The organism is Massilia varians, from assembly GCF_027923905.1.
Classification (GTDB): domain Bacteria; phylum Pseudomonadota; class Gammaproteobacteria; order Burkholderiales; family Burkholderiaceae_D; genus Telluria; species Telluria varians_B.
Genome location: NZ_AP026966.1, coordinates 1,668,216 through 1,685,588, shown reverse-complemented (window position 1 = coordinate 1,685,588; position 17,373 = coordinate 1,668,216). Strand labels below are relative to the sequence as shown.

Below are 17,373 nucleotides of genomic sequence, written 5' to 3'. Positions count from 1 at the left end.
TGTCATGTTGGCAGGACAGTTCCGTCCTGCATGTTCTTGAACAATGCAGGATGGTAGCAGACGGAATCCCTACTGGCGGGCCCTCCTCTCGTGCGCTTGTTGATATGGGCTAATACGGGACAATTCCCCCATCTCTTCGGCCAGGAATTCGAGCAGGTCGTCGGCGCTGACGATGCCGGCCAGGCTGCCGCCGGCATCGATGACGGGCACGCGGCGGATGCCGCGCAGGCGCATGCGTTCGATGGTCTCGTAGACGTCGTCGGTGTCGCGTGCGGTGAGCAGGTCCTCGGTCATGATGTCGCCCACCTGCAGGCTGGCCGGATCGAGGCCGGGAGCGATCACGGAAATGACGATGTCACGGTCGGTCACGATACCGACCGGGACGCGGGCGCCGTCGAACTGGTCGACGACGATCACGTCGCCCACGTGCAGGCGGCGCATCGTGATGGCCGCGCCCTGCACGGTTTCGTCACGGGCGCAGTGGGCGGCTTCGCTGGTGCAGATGTCGCGGATGTGCATGGCGGTATCCCCCCAATGAAAAATGGCGCTATGACTTTTATCATAGCGCCAGTTCTCGAATCCGGAAGGGTATTAAGCCGCCGGCTTCTTCTCGTCGGGGGCCGGGACGAAGCACGCGTCCGCCACCTGCAGGTCGTTGTCCTTGGCAAAATTCAACAGGAAGTGATAGGCCAGGGGTTCGATCTTCTGCAGTTCGCGGCTGACCACCACGGCCTTCACGCCGTTGACGACGGTCGGGTGGACCCAGGGGGAGAACTGGAGGTGGGAATCGCGGCCGGCGGCGCCGGGAGCGAAGCAGGACATGACGCCGCACAGGCGCTCGGCCCAGTCGCTGGGGCGGAACTGCCTGCCTTTGCTCGTAATGCCCAGGATGAAAAACTCGTCCTTCAGTTTTTCATCCGTGGTGTGCGGTAACTCGGCCATAGTGCTGCTTGCTGATACAAGAATACTGCGTGGATGAGAACAACCTCAGCTCAGTATTATATCTTATAGAAGACTCACCGACGAGACCCGATACACGCTGATACACGATAAGGCTCAGCCGAGCCACACCACGCTCGACAGCAGCAGCAGCAGGATCATCCACAGGATCAGGGCCCGCCACACCAGTCCGACCGTGCTCTGCAGCGCGCGCAGGTTCGGTTCTTCGCCCGGCAGCACCTCGGTATCGCCGTCGCTCAGGTCGACCGTGGCGGCGTCCAGCGGCAGCGGCTGCGGGGCATTTTCGTTCGGCGTTCCCAGGCGCACGCCCATCGCACCGCCACCCGCGGCCAGGATGATGCCCTTCGATTCGTCGGCCCAGCGGCGCGCGAAATTACGCCAGGCATAGATCGCATCCTCGAAGTTGCCGACCACGGCAAAGGCCACCGCCGTCAGGCGCACCGGGACCCAGTCGATCCAGTAGAAAGCCTTGGCGGCAAACAGGCCGAAGGCCTCGTTGCGCATGTGGTCAGGTTCGTTCCAGGCGCGCGCCAGGTATTCGGAGACGCGGTACAGCACCGCCCCGGCCGGTCCAAACGGCATCAGGAACCAGAAGAATACGCCGAATACGTTGCGGTGGGTGGTGATCAGGGATTTTTCGACGGCGACCCGGGCGATCTCGGTGGCGTCCATGCCGACCGTATCCAGGCGGGTCCAATCGGCCAGCAGTTGGCGCGCGCCCGCTTCGTCGCCCTGGTTCAGGGCCAGCTGGATCGAGGTGAAGTAGTGGCTGTAGTGGCGGAAACCCAGGGTCAGGTAGACGATCAGGACATTCCAGGCAAAGGCCAGCAGCACCAGGTTGTAGTGCATGAAGACCCAGTAGATGAGCCAGGTCGGCAGCATCAGCACCAGCATCATCAGGATCCAGCCCATGCGGCCATTCTTCTGCTCGCCCGCATTGAACCAGCCCTCGATGCGCATCGCGAACGCCTTGATGCCACCGTAGACCTGGTTATCGGCCCGCAGCGGCTTGAGCTGTTCGATGATCAGCGCGACGAGGATGGAGAAAAATGTCATTCAGGAATCCTTTTTTGTTCTGGCAATACCATGCTGCCCGCTACGATAGCGGAGAAGCCGTCGGGAATCAAATCAGCGAGTGGAGGATTCTTTCAGGTAAGCCGGACCAGTCAAGCGCGCAGGAAATGGTAAAGGTTGCGCAGCATGGCCGCCGTCGCGCCCCAGATGAAGTAATCCTTGTAGGGCATGGCATAGAAGCGCCGCTTGCCGCTGCCGTCCGGCAGGGCCACCGAACGGCGCTCATGGTGGGCGCCGGACATCAGGAAGGCGAGCGGCACCTCGAAGATCTCGGCCACTTCGCCCGGGTCGGGGCGCAGCGCGAACGGCGGCTGCACCATGGCGACGACCGGCGTCACGCGGTAGGCGCTGATGGTGACGTGTTCGGGCAGCACGCCGATGATCTCGACGTGGCGGCGATGCAGGCCAATCTCTTCTTCCGCCTCGCGCAGGGCGGTCTCGATCGGCGAGGAATCCAGCTCTTCGGCGCGGCCGCCCGGAAAGCTGATCTGCCCGGCATGGCTGGACAGGTGATCGGTGCGGCGGGTCAAGAGCACGGTGAGGCCCTCGGGACGCTCCACCAGCGGCACCAGCACGGCGGCGCGACGCAGGCGCAGCGCGGGCGCAGCCAGCGACTCGTCGGACGTTTCGGGATTCCAGGGCAAGGTGCGGGCGAAGCGCGCGCGCACGGCCCCGGCGCCCAGCAGTTCCGGGGCGAGCGGCGCTTCGTCGGCCAGGCCTTCGACCGGCATCAGGGTGGGATCGAATACGGGCTTATGCAATTCACATTTCCTTGGCGGAAAAGAAAAAGGCATCCTTGCGGATGCCTTTTTCAGTGCACAGACGCTATTACTCAGCAGCAGCAACGGTAGCTGCTTTGCGCTGCGGCAGCTTTTCCTTGATACGTGCCGATTTGCCCGAACGCTCACGCAGGTAGTACAGCTTGGCGCGACGGACGTCACCGCGGCGCTTCACTTCGATCGAAGCGATCAGCGGCGAGTACAGCTGGAAGGTACGCTCGACGCCTTCGCCCGACGAGATCTTGCGAACGATGAAGTTCGAGTTCAGGCCGCGGTTACGACGCGAGATGACGACGCCTTCGTATGCCTGGGCGCGCTTGCGGTTGCCTTCGACGACGTTGACGCTGACGACCACGGTGTCGCCCGGTGCGAAATCAGGGATCTTGCGGCCGAGGCGCGCAATTTCTTCTTGCTCGAGTTGTTGGATCAGATCCATTTTTATTACTCCAAAAACCATCTTGCTGGCGCTGTACGAATGCCCAGTAGAGGATGGGGTTGAACATGCGGGCAACATGCCCGCCGTTACATGCACACAAGGTACATTCTTACTCGGCAGGCTTGTTCAGCTCCGCCAGAAATTTCTCGTCGGCCTTGCTCAACTGGCCGCTAGCACGCGCACGCTCCAGTTGATCCGGCCGCTTCTTCAAGGTCGCCTCCAGCATGCGCTGGCGGCGCCATTTCATGATCTCGGCGTGGTTCCCGCCCATCAGCACCGGCGGCACCGCTTCGCCTTCGTAGACTTCCGGGCGCGTGTAGTGCGGCGAATCGAGCAGGCCGTTGACGAAACTGTCTTCGACCGCCGAAGCGTCGTCGCCCAGCACGCCAGGCAGGAGCCTGACCACCGCATCCATCAGCGCCATCGCCGGCAGCTCACCGCCCGACAGCACGAAGTCGCCGATCGAGATTTCCTCGTCGACGCAGCGGTCCAGCAAACGCTGGTCCACCGCTTCGTAACGGCCGCACAGCACGACCAGTCCCGGCTCGTTCTTCAAGGCCATCGCACGTTCGTGCGTCAATGGCTTGCCCTGCGGCGACATGAACACCACGCGCGGCGCGGGCAGGCCGAGCTCGACCTGGCGCTGTTTGGCGGCGCCGATCGCGGCTTCAAGCGGCTTGGCCAGCATCACCATCCCGGGGCCGCCGCCATAAGGGCGGTCATCCACGGTGCGGTGGCGGTCCTGCGTGAAATCGCGTGGATTCCAGATCCGCAGGCCCCAGCGTCCCTGCTCGAAGGCGCGGCGGGTCACGCCCGACTGCGTCAACGCTGTAAACATTTCCGGAAACAAGCTCACGACATCAAACTGCATCGGGACCTCGCTTCACATACAGCGTGTGAAAAAACCTCCAGGGCAAGGCGCATCGGCGAAGACAGTACGCTAGTACGGCAAGACGATGCAACGCAGCACTGGAGGAATTTTTCACACGCTGGTCAATAATCCAGACCCCAGTCGAGGGTAATCTTCTTTGCCTCGAGATCGACGCTGCGGACGAACTGTTCCACAAACGGCACCAGGCGCTCCACTACTTTCGCATCGGGGGCGCCGGCCTCGACGGGCGTGATCCTGAGGATCGACTGCGCGCCGTTGTGCATCATGTCGGTCACCTTGCCGAGGGCTTCGCCCTCCAGGTTGACCGCGTCCAGTCCGATCAGGTCGGACCAGTAGAATTCGTCTTCCTCGAGCTTCGGGAACTCGCTGCGCGCCACGAACACGCCCGCGCCCTTGAGCGCTTCGGCTTCGTTGCGGTCGCGCATGCCGACCAGGGTAGCGACCACGTCGCCGCCATGCATCTTCGCGGTCCGCACGGAGACGGAGCGCTGGGCCGGCTTGTCGAGCCACCAGGTCTTGACCTTCAGCAGCGCATCGGCGTCGACGGAGAACGGGGTGACACGCAGTCCACCCACGATCCCGAACGCACCGGACACATATCCGACCTGAACCAGGTCGTCGGGGACTTGCACCCCGGATGCTGCCGAATCGGTCAAGCCTTGACCTGCTTTACTTAGGCTGCAGGCTGCTGGTTGGCAACCAGGCGAGCAACGGTCGGCGACAGTTGTGCGCCAACGCCTTGCCAGTGAGCCAGACGGTCAGCAGCGATACGCAGGCCGACTTCAGCGCCCGATGCCATCGGGTTGTAGAAACCGATGCGCTCGATGAAGCGGCCATCGCGACGGTTACGCGAATCGGTTGCAACGATGTTGTAGAACGGGCGCTTTTTTGCGCCGCCACGAGCCAAACGGATAACGACCATAATATTTCCAAAAAGTTGTATTGGACGGAGAAAGCCGACGATTATAGCGCGTAAGCCTAGATAGGGGCAAGCGGTTATAGCAACACGGCGGACACGCAGCGTGAGGTTCGGCGAATTGAGCATTATCGCCGATTTTTGGCGACAAGGCCACTGTTGGCGGCCCTTCCCCACTCCTCGCCCATCAGGACACGTAGCATGCGTGATGGATTGGCCAGGAAATCGTGGGTGACGCGGTAGTGTTCCGTATCTTCGTAGGCGACCTGGCGGATGCCGTGCTCGCCGCATTCGTAGATGGTGGCGTTCGGGTAGGCCATCAGGATGGGCGAATGGGTGGCGATGACGAACTGGCTGCGCTTGCCGACCAGGTCGTGCAGTCGGCTCAGCAGCGCGAGCTGGTGCTGAAGCGACAGGGCGGCTTCGGGCTCGTCCAGTACATAGAAGCTGTCCTTGCGGAAGCGATTCATGAACAGGCTGAGGAAGGCCTCCCCATGCGACTGGTCGTGCAGTGATCTGCCGCCGCCATACGCTCTCATCAATGTTCCGTTGGGAACCTCGTCCAGCCGCTCAATTTCGGTGCTGACGTTATAGAAGCTTTCGGCCCTCAGGAAGAACCCGTCGCGCGGTCGCTCGATGCCGCGCACGAGTCGCAGGTGCTCGTGCAGGCTGGAATGCGATGCGCGGGTGGCGAAGTTGAAATTGCGGCTGCCGCCCTCGGCATTGAAGCCCATGCCGACCGCGATCGCCTCCAGCAGCGTGGACTTGCCAGAACCGTTCTCGCCGACCAGGAAGGTGACGTTCGGATGCAGGATCAGGCGCCCGAGCGAGCGGATCGCCGGCAGGGTGAAGGGAAAGGCTGCGGGCTCGAGCGGCGCGCTCGGCTTGAGCTGGATTTCTGCCAGGTAGGAGCGCGTCTTGAGCATGGTCGGATAATGGGTGAGGTTCCGCAATACGTGCTTTCCTTGCCATTTTGCACCATACTTCGGTTTTCCTGAACTTTTGTCAACGCTCATGGCTGTCCAGCACAAGAACAAGACCATCGCCGCCCTGCTTGCCCTGCTGCTGGGCGGCGTCGGCGTCCACCGCTTCTACCTGAAGGGCGGCGCCGACCGCCTCGGCCTGCTGCACCTGTGCAGCCTGCCGCTGACCGGCATCCTGTGGGGCGCGGTGAAGCCGCATCCGTTCTACGTGCTGCTGCCGCTCCTGCTGTCGTATATCGTGGGCTTTGTCGAGGGACTCGTCATCGGCCTCACGCCGGACGAGGCCTGGGATGCGCAGCACAACAAGGGAAGCGGCAAGCAATCGCGCTCGAACTGGGTGCTGGCGCTGGTGCTGGTGCTGATCCTGGGGGTGGGGGCGATCGTGCTGATCGGGACGATCGCGCGGGTGTTCGACCTGCTCTACACCGGCGGCTCGTACGGCTGACCGGGCTGCCGGAACCCGCATCCCCGCTTGCGCGGGAATGCGGACTCACAGGCGCACGACAAGCCCTCGCAGGGGCTGGCGGCGACCGGCTAGTCGTGATCCTTGTCGTGGTCCTTGTCGTCGTCCTTGTCGTGATCCTTGTCGTGATCATGATGCTTGCCGAGTTTGCGCACCTCGTCGACCAGGTCGTGCTGCAGGTGGTCGAGCTTGCGGGCGAACACGCCGAGGCGCTCGAGCGCGTCCTTCACGAAGGCCTTGTACTCGTAGAGCTCTTTCTTGTACTTGTAAGCCTTCTTCTTCCACTCCTCGCGCTCCTTCTTGTACTCGGCCCGCTCTTTCCTGCACTTGCAGTAGTCGCGGTCCTTGTCGTCATCCTTGCCGTCATCCCTGTCCCGGTCGCGGTCGTGGCCGCAATCCTTGTCGTGGTCATGATCGTGGTTGTCGCCATAGTTCTCGATACCCATGATGTTCTCCTCGTCGAGCCTGTGGAGTGGGCCGTGTGGCTCATGCGCGACTTAGCTACAAGTTAGTTCCGTAAGGATGAGCCCGCCTTTAGCCAAACTAAATATCGTCATACATGTTTCTATGCAAATTTCCTTTGCACATTGTGTTTTATTTACAAATATTATTTATTACAACAAATTGAAATCATGTAAGCCCGTCATTCCGGCGAGGACCTCATAAAAAAGCGGCCTGCAGGCCGCTTCAAGGACGGTGTTGGCACACCGCCAGCACTTCCACTGCGCTCACAAGCCGGCTGGCCAGCGATACTTCGGCAGCACACGCGGCGCAGTACCGCTGATGACGACGATCTCCCGCCCTCCCACCAGTTCGATCTGGGCCGGATCGCCCGTGTAGGGTGTGAGCTTTTCATTCTCGATCAGGTAGAAGCGCACCGCCCCCGTCAGCCCGGCCGTTCCCGCCGCCGCCAGCGACTGCCGCCACATCGCGAAGAACTGCCCCAGCGTGAACTGCCTCGGGACATCGCTTTCGATGTGCAGCACGCCGGTCACGTCGTGGGTGTGCAGCTCATAGGTACAGCCGGTGCTGCGGCCGACATTGTCGGGCAGGTCCTGGCGCACGCCATCCTTGTAGATCGAGAGCAGGGAATGCACGTGGTAGCGGATCGTGTTCAGGCAGCCGATGCCGCTCACCGGGTTGCGGGTGGGTGGCGCGGTCCAGGCCGGCCACCCACGCGGGCTGTTGATCGTGCCGGCGACGAGTTCGGTATAGGTATCGGCCAGCACGATCTCGGGTGCCGGTGGGGTCGGCTGCGTTGGCGGCGGATCGGGCGGCGCCGGCGGCGTCGGCGGCGTCGGTTGCTGCGGCGGATCGGGCACAACCGGCGGCGGATCGGCCGCCGTGGCGCCGCCGTCGGAATCGTTGCCGCCACCACAGGCGGCGAGCAGCAACATTGAGGAAATCACCAGGGCTGGATAAGCGTATTTGCTTCGTAACGTTGACAGCATATCGGCTCCGTAGTGATGAGTAGGTAGAGCCAGCTTACGAACGCAGCCGTGACGCTCCGTTTGTCCGATATCAAACCCGGCGGACTGCAATAAAAAAGCGGCCCGCAGGCCGCTTCGTGTCGATGCTCCGGGCAATCAGAACTGATCGACCTCCAGCGCCAGCACGCCCGGCGCGCCTTCGACGATGGCGGTGCGCAGGCCAGGCGCCGACGACAGCACGTGGTCGGCGAAGAAGCGCGCGGTGGCGATCTTGGCGCGCAGGAAGGACGCATCGCCCTCGCCCGCCGCCAGCTTCTTCTGGGCGACCAGTGCGGCGCGCGCCATCTGCCAGCCGCCCAGCACGATGCCGGCCAGCTTCAGGTACGGCACGCTGCCCGCGAACACGGCGCGCACGTCCGATTTGGCGTTGGCCACGACGAAGTCGACCACCTGCTCCAGCGCGGTGCTGCCTTCCGCCAGCTGGCGGCGGATCGCGGCGAACTCCTCACCCTGGACTTCGCCCAGCTGCGCCTCGACCGCACGCACCTGTTCGATCAGGGAGCGGGCCACGGCGCCGCCGTCGCGCACGGTCTTGCGGCCCACCAGGTCGTTGGCCTGGATCGCGGTGGTGCCTTCGTAAATGGTGAGGATCTTGGCATCGCGGTAGTGCTGGGCCGCGCCGGTCTCTTCGATGAAGCCCATGCCGCCATGCACCTGCACGCCGTCGCGCGCCACGTTCTCGCTCATCTCGGTCGACCAGCCCTTGATGATCGGGACCAGGTATTCGTACACCGACAAGTTGGCCTTGCGGGTTGCTTCGTCCGCATGGTTGTGCGCGATGTCGGACAAGGCGGCGCCGACGTAGGCCAGCGCACGCGCAGCCTCGGTCTGCGAACGCATCGACATCAGCATGCGGCGCACGTCCGGGTGGTTGATGATGGCCACCGGGCCCGGCGAGCCGGCGACTTCGCGCGACTGGACGCGGTCCTTGGCGAAAGCGACCGCCTGCTGGTAGGCGCGTTCGGCCAGGCCGACGCCCTGCATGCCGACGCCGAAGCGGGCCGCGTTCATCATGATGAACATGTACTCGAGGCCGCGGTTCTCTTCGCCCACCAGGGTGCCGATGGCGCCGCCGTGGTCGCCGAACTGCAGCACCGCGGTGGGCGAAGCCTTGATGCCCAGCTTGTGTTCGATCGAGACGCAGTGCGCGTCGTTGCGCTCGCCCAGCGAGCCATCAAGGTTCACCAGGAACTTCGGCACGATGAACAGCGAGATGCCCTTCACGCCCGCCGGCGCGTCGGGGGTGCGCGCCAGCACGAGGTGGATGATGTTCTCCGCCATGTCGTGCTCGCCGTAGGTGATGAAGATCTTGGTGCCGAAGATCTTGTAGGTGCCGTCGCCCTGCGGCTCGGCGCGGGTGCGCACGGCGGCCAGGTCCGAACCGGCCTGCGGCTCGGTCAGGTTCATGGTGCCGGTCCACTTGCCGCTGATGAGCGGCTCCAGGAACAGCTTCTTCTGTTCATCCGACCCGGCGGTGAGCAGCGCCTCGATGGCGCCGTCGGTCAGCAGCGGCGCCAGCGCGAAGGACAGGTTGGCGGCGTGCAGCATCTCCATGCACGGGGTCGCGACCAGCTTCGGCAAGCCTTGTCCGCCGAATTCGCTCGGATGCTGGATGCCCTGCCAGCCGCCGTCGGCAAAGGCCCGGAAGGCGTCGCGGAAGCCCTTCGAGGTGGTAACCGATCCATCCTTCCAGAAGCTCGGTTCCTTGTCCCCGGCGTGGTTCAGCGGCGCGATGACTTCGCCGCAGAACTTCGCGCTTTCTTCGAGCACGGCATCCACGGTGTCCGGGGTCGCGTCCTCGCAGCCAGGCAGCTGGTTGATCTCGGCCAGATTCGCCAGTTCGTTCAGCACGAACTGCATGTCTTTCAGCGGGGCTTGATAGCTCACCTTTGTCTCCTGATGTGAAAACGTCGCTCCGGCGCAGCTTGTAACTGCACGGGAACGACGGTAAATCGGCTAGGGGGTAATTAGCCCAGTTCCTTGACCAGCTGCGGCACGACCTCGAACAGGTCGCCCACGAGGCCGTAGTCGGCCACCGAGAAGATCGGCGCTTCCGGATCCTTGTTGATGGCGACGATGGTCTTCGAGTCCTTCATCCCGGCCAGGTGCTGGATCGCGCCCGAGATGCCGACCGCGATGTACAGGGTCGGGGCGACGATCTTGCCGGTCTGGCCGACCTGCCAGTCGTTCGGCACGAAGCCGGCGTCGACTGCCGCGCGCGAGGCACCCATGGCGGCGCCCAGCTTGTCGGCCAGCGGCTCGAGCAGCTTGAAGTTCTCGGCCGAGCCGATGCCGCGGCCACCCGAGACGATGATCTTGGCGGCGGTCAGTTCCGGACGGTCCGACTTGGCCAGTTCGCGGCCGACGAACGCCGACTTGCCCATGTCGCCGACGGCGGCGATCTGCTCGACCGCAGCCGAACCGCCAGTGGCGGCGGCATCAAACGCGGTGCCGCGCACGGTGATGACTTTCACCGGGTCGCCGGATTGCACGGTGGCGATGGCGTTGCCGGCGTAGATCGGGCGCTCGAAGGTGTCCGGGGACTCGACCTTGGTGATTTCCGAGATCTGGGCCACGTCCAGCTTGGCGGCCACGCGCGGCAGGATGTTCTTGCCGTAGGCGGTGGCCGGGGCCAGGATGTGCGAGTAGCTCGCGGCGATCGACAGGATCTGCTCGGCGACGTTCTCGGCCAGGCCGTCGGCGAAGTGCGGCGCGTCGGCGACCAGCACCTTGGCGACACCCGCGATCTGCGCGGCGGCTTCGGCAGCGGCGCCGCAATTGGCGCCGGCGACCAGGACGTGGACTTCGCCGCCGCATTGAAGCGCCGCGGTCACGGTGTGGTGGGTAGCGCCCTTGAGGGAGCCGTTGTCGTGTTCTGCAATGACGAGTGCGACCATGTTCTTTTCCTAAGTATGTTTAGATGACTTTGGCTTCGGTGCGCAGCTTCTGCACCAGGGTCGCCACGTCCGGCACCTTGACACCGGCCGAGCGCTTGGCCGGCTCGGTGACTTTCAGGGTCTTCAGGCGCGGAGTCACGTCGACGCCCAGGTCTTCCGGCTTGACGGTTTCCAGCGGCTTCTTCTTGGCCTTCATGATGTTCGGCAGCGTCACGTAGCGCGGCTCATTCAGGCGCAGGTCGGTGGTGACGATGGCCGGCAGGCTCAGGCTGACTGTTTCCAGGCCGCCGTCCACTTCGCGGGTCACAGTGACTTTACCGTCTTCCAGCACCACTTTCGATGCGAAGGTGGCCTGCGGCCAGCCCAGCAGGGCGGCCAGCATCTGGCCGGTCTGGTTCGAATCGTCGTCGATCGCCTGCTTGCCCAGGATGATCAGCTGCGGCTGTTCCTTGTCGGCCAGCGCCTTCATGATCTTGGCCACGGCCAGCGGCTCGGTCTCGACGCTCGTCTCGACCAGGATGCCGCGGTCGGCGCCGATCGCCATGCCGGTACGCAGGGTTTCCTGGCACTGGGCCACACCCACCGAAACGGCGACGACTTCGGTCACCTTGCCGGCTTCCTTCAGGCGCGTGGCTTCTTCCAGCGCGATCTCGTCGAACGGGTTCATCGACATTTTGACATTGGCGATATCCACGCCGCTGCCGTCGGATTTGACGCGGACCTTGACGTTGTAGTCGACCACGCGTTTGACGGGTACCAGGACTTTCATAGGGTGCCTTTAGAAAATGGAATGGGTGACAGACGAAAATGGCCTAGATTATAAGAGAAATTCGGCTTCAGTTCAGAATTAAAGCACGATCGTGCGATTTTTAGTTAGAGGATTCCGACTAAAGTACGATCTTACAGAGATTGGGAAGGGGAACGCGGGGCTGGCGCAGGCCTGCCCCGTCGTTGTCGCGCCGCCGGGAAGGATTACTTGCGGCGCATCAGGAAGGTGAATTCGCCGTTTTGCACGGTATGGGCCAGCAGGGCGTTACCGGTCTGCTTGGCAAACGCCTGGAAGTCGCGCACGGAGCCGGTATCGGTTGCCACGATGCGCAGCACCTGCCCGCTCTCCATCTCGGCGAGTGCCTTCTTGGCTTTAAGGATCGGCAGCGGACAGTTCAGTCCGCGCGCATCCAGGTCTCTCTGGAATTCCATGGTATCAATGTCGATAGTGGTGTCGCTCATCGCATGCCTGCAAAGTGATGGTGCTCGGAAGTCGAATACTACTCCTTTTCCGGCAGTATGACGCAGCGCACCAAAATAGTCACACATTGTTGCAGGACTGCAACCAATTGTGAAATTATCTATGCTTGCGCGCCATGGCGCATCAAAAGACGAAGCACTTGGCACCGCCATGGTGCGACACATGGCAGATGCGGCTTCCCGCCCCGATTGCAAGCGGGCGGGTGCATGCCTGCTCTGCCCTCCCCCTACTGCTCGACCAGTTCGACCCGGCGGTTCTTCTGGCTTCCTGCATCCGTGCGGTTCGACGCTATCGGCGCGTAGGAGGCAACGCCGCGCGCTGCCAGGCGTTGCGCATTCACCTTGTAGCCGTCGGACAGCGCCTTCACCACCGATTCGGCACGCCGCTGCGACAGCGCGAGGTTGTGGGCAAGCTCGCCCTGGTTATCGGTGTGGCCGACCACGAGCACCCTCAGCTTCGGCTCCTGCCGCAGCAGTTTCGCCATCTCGGCCAGGGCCGGCTGGGATGCCGGCTTGACCTCGGCCTTGCCAGTGTCGAAGTAGACGCCGTAAACGGCCACCCTGCCCTCATTGGCGATGTTCCTCGCCATGTCGGCGGCGCTCAGGCTGGCCGCGACCTTGCCGGTTTCCATCGGCTTGCCTTCGACAATCTCCACATACACGCCTCCTTCGTAGTTCTCTCGCGGCGTCACCACGTACACCGCGACATGCAGGGGCGAGCCATCCGGGCGTTTGCCGGACGCCAGCAGGTAGCGCGGTTCCATGCTGCCATACCGGAAGGCGCCGTCGGCGTCGCCGCTCTTCAGGAAGTTCCTGTCGAGCTTGGCAGACAGCCAGTAGTCGCCGAGGCTTTCGCCGCAGGCCTCCTTGGCGCAGGCGTAGAGGATGTTGAGCCCGCCTTTTTCCAGCGCAGCCTGGTAATTGCGCAACACCTCCAATGAGGAACGCTCGCGCGGCACCAGGTAGGCGATACGGGTGAGCTTGCCTTCCAGGTCGAGCTTCTTTTCGAAGTAATAGCCCTGCGGTTCGCTTCGATGACTGCGCCTGCCTGCTGGCAAGCTGGTTTCGTCGAACTCCTTGACCTCGTAGGCAACCATCTTCGCACCTTCGAAGCGCGACACCAAGGGATGATCCTTGGCGCCCTTGACCGTGTCCGCCGCTGGCATCTTGGCCTGCACCAGCGATACCACCCCGGCACAAAGAAGAAAAACGCCCAGAAGTCGATGATAAGTGCGCATGTCCGTTCCCTTGTTGAATGAAAGTCAACGGACGATTCTAGAAACGGACTGGCATGGCCGCAACGGCTAGTTACTGCGCATAAGCAATCGTGCGCGCTCATGCGCGGCGCATGATCAGGCCCCAATGACAACGCCGCCCGAAGGCGGCGCTGTTTTTTACCAGATGGTCAGGAAACGCTCAGGCGCGCTCGCCCACCCAGCCGGCCACGCCGGCCAGCGCCTGCGGCAGGCCCGCCGGATCGGTACCGCCGGCCTGCGCCATGTCCGGACGGCCGCCACCCTTGCCGCCCACCTGCTGGGCGACGAAGTTCACCAGCTCGCCAGCCTTCACTTTGCCGGTGGCGTCCTTGGTCACGCCCGCGATCAGGCTGACCTTGCCCTCAAGCACGCTGGCCAGCACGATAGCGGCGGTTCCCAGCTTGTCCTTGAGCTTGTCCATGGTCTCGCGCAGCGCGGTGACGTCCGCGCCTTCCATGGTCGCGGCCAGCACCTTGATGCCGTTCACGTCGATGGCCTTGGTCACCAGCTCGTCGCCCTGCCCCGCGGCCAGCTTCGACTTGAGCGCCGCCACTTCCTTCTCCAGCGACTTGACCTGGTCCTGCGCCTGGGCGATACGGGTCGGCAGCTCGTCCGGGCTGGTCTTGAGAAGCGCGGCGGCTTCCTGCAGCTTGCGGTTGATCGACTGCACCAGCGCCAGCGCCCCCTCGCCGGTCACGGCCTCGACGCGGCGGATGCCGGCGGCGACGCCGCCTTCCGAGACGATCTTGAACAGGCCGATGTCGCCGGTGCGGGTGACGTGCACGCCGCCGCACAGCTCTTTCGAGGAGCCGATGTCCAGCACGCGCACGCTGTCGCCGTACTTCTCGCCGAACAGCGCCATCGCGCCGTGCTTGACGGCGTCGTCGAAGCTCATGTGCTGGGCCTGGGTGGCGTGGTTCTCGAGGATCTCGCGGTTGACGATCATCTCGACCTTCGCAATCTCTTCCGCGGTCAGCGGTGCGCCATGGCTGAAGTCGAAGCGGGTCTTGTCCGGATCGACCAGCGAGCCCTTCTGCTGCACGTGGCTGCCCAGCACTTCGCGCAGGGCCTTGTGCATCAGGTGGGTCGCCGAGTGGTTGCGGATGGTGCGCGCGCGCTTGACGGTGTCGACCTGCGCGTCGACCGTGTCGCCGACCTTGAGCGAACCCTCGCGCAGCACGCCATGGTGGCCGAAGACCTCGGCCTGGATCTTCAGGGTGTCCTCGACTTCGAACAGGTTGGCGCCGCCCTTGATGACACCCTGGTCGCCCACCTGGCCGCCCGACTCCGCATAGAACGGGGTGGTGTCGAGCACCACGATGCCTTCCTGGCCGGCCTTCAGTTCCTCGACCGACACACCTTCGGAATACAGGGCCAGCACGTGGGTGTTGTGGGCCAGCGATTCGTAGCCGACGAACTTGGTCTTCTCGCCCGCATACTCGACCTTGGCGGCCATCTTGAACTTGCCGGCGGCGCGCGCGGTCTTCTTCTGCTGCTCCATGGCGGCGGCAAAGCCCTCCTCGTCCAGCGTCACGCCGCGCTCGCGGCAGATGTCCGCGGTGAGGTCGAGCGGGAAGCCGTAGGTGTCGTACAGGGTGAAGGCGGTGGCGCCGTCCAGGTTCCTGGCATCCTTGGAGAGTTGAGCTTCCAGGATCTTCATGCCGTTTTCGAGGGTTTCGCCGAAACGCTCTTCCTCGGTCTTCAGCACCTGGACCACGCGCTCTTTCGCTTCGCGCAGTTCCGGATAGGCCTCGCCCATCTCGATGTCGAGGTCCGCCACCAGCTTGTGGAAGAACGGTTTCGTCTGGCCCAGTTTGTGGCCGTGGCGCAGCGCGCGGCGGATGATGCGGCGCAGGACGTAGCCATGGCCTTCGCTGCTCGGAATGATGCCGTCGACGATCAGGAAGGACGCAGCGCGGATGTGGTCGGCGATGACCTTCAGCGAGTTGTTTTCCAGATCAAGCGCGCCGGTTTCGCGGGCCGCCGCCTTGATCAGGTTCTGGAACAGGTCGATCTCGTAGTTGCTGTGCACGTGCTGCAGCACGGCGGCCAGGCGCTCCATGCCCATGCCGGTGTCGATCGACGGCTTCGGCAGCGGGCTCAAGACGCCCGCTTCGTCGCGGTTGAACTGCATGAACACCAGGTTCCAGATCTCGATGAAGCGGTCGCCGTCTTCTTCAGGCGAGCCCGGAGGACCGCCCCAGATGTCGGCGCCGTGGTCGTAGAACACCTCGGTGCACGGACCGCAGGGGCCGGTGTCGGCCATCTGCCAGAAGTTGTCGGATGCGTAGCGCGCGCCCTTGTTGTCGCCGATGCGGATGATGCGCTCTTTCGGCACGCCGATCTCGTTGGCCCAGATGTCATAGGCCTCGTCGTCCTCGAAGTAGACGGTGACGGTGAGCTTCTCGGCCGGCAGCATGTAGACCTTGGTCAGCAGCTCCCAGCAGTAGTGGATGGCGTCGCGCTTGAAATAGTCGCCGAAGCTGAAGTTACCCAGCATTTCGAAGAAGGTGTGGTGGCGCGCGGTGTAGCCGACGTTTTCCAGGTCATTGTGCTTGCCGCCGGCGCGCACGCAGCGCTGCACGGTGGTGGCGCGCGAGTACGGGCGCGTATCCAGGCCCAGGAACACATCCTTGAACTGCACCATTCCGCTGTTGGTCAACAACATGGTTGGGTCGTTCCCCGGAACCAGAGGGCTGGAACGGACGATGGTATGGCCTTTGGACTCGAAGAACTTGAGGAACTTTTCGCGGATTTCGGAGGATTTCATGTCGTAAGGGCGGAATGAGGGAGCATGCGCTATAAAAAAACGATTATAGCCTAGACGTGTCAGGTCCGATCAGATCGATGCGGTCGGTACAAAAGGCCTCGACGCCCCAGTCCAGCAGTTCGCGCGCCCTCTCCGGCTCGTTGACGGTGTAGCAGAACAGGCCGAAGCCGGCGTCGCGCACGGCCTTTGCCAGCGCCGGGCTCAGGTGCTTGTGGTTGGCATGGATCGCGACGGCGTCGACCGAGCGCGCCAGCGGCTCCCAGCCGGGCGGCAGCTCGCTCATCAGGAAGGCGCGCGGCAGGTCCGGGGCGGCGGCGCGCGCGCTTTCCAGGGCCGCCAGGCTGAATGAGGACAGCAGCGGCACCCGCGCCAGGTCGCCGGCTGCGATCTCGTCCGCGAACAGGGCGCGGGCGATGCGCGCCACGGTCTGGCCGGTTTCGCGGTCGAAGCCGCGCGCCGGCTTGAGTTCGATGTTCATCCAGATGCCGTGCGCCTTGCAGTACTGGGCGAACTCGACGAACAGCGGCACCGGCTCGCCGCCGAAATCGGCGCCGAACCAGCTGCCGGCATCCATCCGGGCCAGCTCATGCGCATCGTAGTCGAACACATGGCCGGCGCCGCTCACGGTGCGGCCGAGGTAGGGGTCGTGGATGACCACCGGCACGCCGTCGCGCGCCAGCATCACGTCGAACTCGAGGGCGCGGAAACCGAAGTCCATGCCGCGCCGCACACCGGCGAAGGTGTTCTCGGGCGCCAGGGTGCCGCCGCCGCGATGCGCCAGGATCCGCGGATATCGCCACATGCCCACCTCCTTTCACAGGAATCAGGAAACCGCCGATGCGCCGAGCTGCCGTGACAGGTACAGGAAGAGTACGAGGTTCAGCACCACGGTCAGGTAAAACTTCCATTGGAACGAGGTCTTCGAGGTCTTGTGCCGCAGCCACTGCTGCGCCAGCACGGCGCCTGGCCAGCCGCCGACCAGGCCGAGCAGCAGCAGGGTCGATTCCGGCGTGCGCCAGTTGCCCTTGCGCGCCGCCGACTTGTCGATCGCATAGGCCACGAAGCAGCTCAGGCTCATCGCCAGGTAGGCAGCGCCCACCTGCAGCGGCAGGCCCCACTTCCAGGTGGCGGCGGCGTACAGGACAAGGAACAGCAATAGGGGCAGGTAAGGCATACGGAAAGCTTACTCCCGCCACGGCCTGGATGTCT

Annotated in this window: 20 protein-coding genes; 1 reads left to right on the top strand and 19 read right to left on the bottom strand. The window is 63.7% G+C overall.

The features are described 5' to 3' along the window. Positions 1 to 69 precede the first annotated feature (69 nt). The 9 genes from MasN3_RS07740 to MasN3_RS07700 all read right to left on the bottom strand — a co-directional run bounded on the left by MasN3_RS07740 (position 70) and on the right by MasN3_RS07700 (position 5,983). Entirely contained in the window at positions 70 to 519 is a 450-nt protein-coding gene (locus MasN3_RS07740) for a CBS domain-containing protein (RefSeq protein ID WP_281913368.1), read from the bottom strand. A 72-nt stretch (positions 520 to 591) separates the two neighbouring features. Beyond that, a complete protein-coding gene (locus tag MasN3_RS07735; RefSeq protein WP_209588149.1) occupies positions 592 to 942 on the bottom strand; it encodes a DUF3579 domain-containing protein in 351 nt (116 codons plus the stop codon). A gap of 114 nt (positions 943 to 1,056) precedes the next feature. Next, positions 1,057 to 2,016, bottom strand: a complete 960-nt coding sequence (locus tag MasN3_RS07730; RefSeq protein WP_281913367.1) for a CobD/CbiB family protein — start codon at positions 2,014 to 2,016, stop codon at positions 1,057 to 1,059. Positions 2,017 to 2,126: 110 nt separating this feature from the next. Beyond that, positions 2,127 to 2,795: a CoA pyrophosphatase gene (locus MasN3_RS07725; protein WP_281913366.1), complete on the bottom strand. Its 669-nt coding sequence runs from the start codon at positions 2,793 to 2,795 to the stop codon at positions 2,127 to 2,129. Positions 2,796 to 2,862: 67 nt separating this feature from the next. Next, a complete protein-coding gene (gene rplS, locus MasN3_RS07720; protein ID WP_027864878.1) occupies positions 2,863 to 3,249 on the bottom strand; it encodes a 50S ribosomal protein L19 in 387 nt (128 codons plus the stop codon). A 109-nt stretch (positions 3,250 to 3,358) separates the two neighbouring features. Continuing rightward, positions 3,359 to 4,120 carry a tRNA (guanosine(37)-N1)-methyltransferase TrmD gene (gene trmD, locus MasN3_RS07715; protein WP_281913364.1) on the bottom strand — a complete coding sequence of 254 codons (762 nt, stop codon included), beginning with the start codon at positions 4,118 to 4,120 and terminating at the stop codon, positions 3,359 to 3,361. Positions 4,121 to 4,242: 122 nt separating this feature from the next. Beyond that, positions 4,243 to 4,797: a ribosome maturation factor RimM gene (gene rimM / locus MasN3_RS07710; RefSeq protein WP_281913363.1), complete on the bottom strand. Its 555-nt coding sequence runs from the start codon at positions 4,795 to 4,797 to the stop codon at positions 4,243 to 4,245. A 17-nt stretch (positions 4,798 to 4,814) separates the two neighbouring features. Then, a complete protein-coding gene (rpsP, locus tag MasN3_RS07705; protein WP_036216003.1) occupies positions 4,815 to 5,063 on the bottom strand; it encodes a 30S ribosomal protein S16 in 249 nt (82 codons plus the stop codon). Between the two features lie 122 nt (positions 5,064 to 5,185). Then, positions 5,186 to 5,983: an AAA family ATPase gene (locus MasN3_RS07700; protein ID WP_281914454.1), complete on the bottom strand. Its 798-nt coding sequence runs from the start codon at positions 5,981 to 5,983 to the stop codon at positions 5,186 to 5,188. An 88-nt stretch (positions 5,984 to 6,071) separates the two neighbouring features. Here MasN3_RS07700 and MasN3_RS07695 point away from each other — a divergent pair, with 88 nt between their 5' ends. Continuing rightward, positions 6,072 to 6,485, top strand: a complete 414-nt coding sequence (locus tag MasN3_RS07695; RefSeq protein ID WP_281913361.1) for an NINE protein — start codon at positions 6,072 to 6,074, stop codon at positions 6,483 to 6,485. Positions 6,486 to 6,574: 89 nt separating this feature from the next. On the opposite strand, the gene MasN3_RS07690 is transcribed toward MasN3_RS07695, so the two are convergent. From MasN3_RS07690 to MasN3_RS07645, 10 genes are all read right to left on the bottom strand, one after another. After that, positions 6,575 to 6,949 carry a hypothetical protein gene (locus MasN3_RS07690; RefSeq protein ID WP_281913360.1) on the bottom strand — a complete coding sequence of 125 codons (375 nt, stop codon included), beginning with the start codon at positions 6,947 to 6,949 and terminating at the stop codon, positions 6,575 to 6,577. Between the two features lie 282 nt (positions 6,950 to 7,231). Then, positions 7,232 to 7,954, bottom strand: a complete 723-nt coding sequence (locus MasN3_RS07685) for a hypothetical protein (protein WP_281913359.1) — start codon at positions 7,952 to 7,954, stop codon at positions 7,232 to 7,234. A gap of 135 nt (positions 7,955 to 8,089) precedes the next feature. Continuing rightward, the gene (locus MasN3_RS07680; protein ID WP_281913358.1) at positions 8,090 to 9,880 is read right to left on the bottom strand and encodes an acyl-CoA dehydrogenase; all 1,791 of its coding nucleotides are present in this window, start codon (positions 9,878 to 9,880) and stop codon (positions 8,090 to 8,092) included. 80 nt (positions 9,881 to 9,960) lie between these two features. Beyond that, positions 9,961 to 10,890 carry an electron transfer flavoprotein subunit alpha/FixB family protein gene (locus MasN3_RS07675; RefSeq protein ID WP_281913357.1) on the bottom strand — a complete coding sequence of 310 codons (930 nt, stop codon included), beginning with the start codon at positions 10,888 to 10,890 and terminating at the stop codon, positions 9,961 to 9,963. A 19-nt stretch (positions 10,891 to 10,909) separates the two neighbouring features. Further along, complete coding sequence (locus MasN3_RS07670; protein WP_281913356.1) at positions 10,910 to 11,659, bottom strand: electron transfer flavoprotein subunit beta/FixA family protein; 750 nt, start codon at positions 11,657 to 11,659, stop codon at positions 10,910 to 10,912. Positions 11,660 to 11,862: 203 nt separating this feature from the next. Beyond that, a complete protein-coding gene (locus MasN3_RS07665; protein ID WP_281914453.1) occupies positions 11,863 to 12,090 on the bottom strand; it encodes a sulfurtransferase TusA family protein in 228 nt (75 codons plus the stop codon). Positions 12,091 to 12,365: 275 nt separating this feature from the next. Next, entirely contained in the window at positions 12,366 to 13,376 is a 1,011-nt protein-coding gene (locus MasN3_RS07660; RefSeq protein ID WP_281913355.1) for an OmpA family protein, read from the bottom strand. Between the two features lie 178 nt (positions 13,377 to 13,554). Next, the gene (gene alaS / locus MasN3_RS07655) at positions 13,555 to 16,164 is read right to left on the bottom strand and encodes an alanine--tRNA ligase (RefSeq protein ID WP_281913354.1); all 2,610 of its coding nucleotides are present in this window, start codon (positions 16,162 to 16,164) and stop codon (positions 13,555 to 13,557) included. Between the two features lie 43 nt (positions 16,165 to 16,207). Then, positions 16,208 to 16,966: a glycerophosphodiester phosphodiesterase gene (ugpQ, locus tag MasN3_RS07650; protein ID WP_281913353.1), complete on the bottom strand. Its 759-nt coding sequence runs from the start codon at positions 16,964 to 16,966 to the stop codon at positions 16,208 to 16,210. Between the two features lie 21 nt (positions 16,967 to 16,987). Beyond that, complete coding sequence (locus tag MasN3_RS07645) at positions 16,988 to 17,338, bottom strand: DUF1294 domain-containing protein (protein WP_281913352.1); 351 nt, start codon at positions 17,336 to 17,338, stop codon at positions 16,988 to 16,990. Between the last annotated feature and the right edge of the window lie 35 nt (positions 17,339 to 17,373).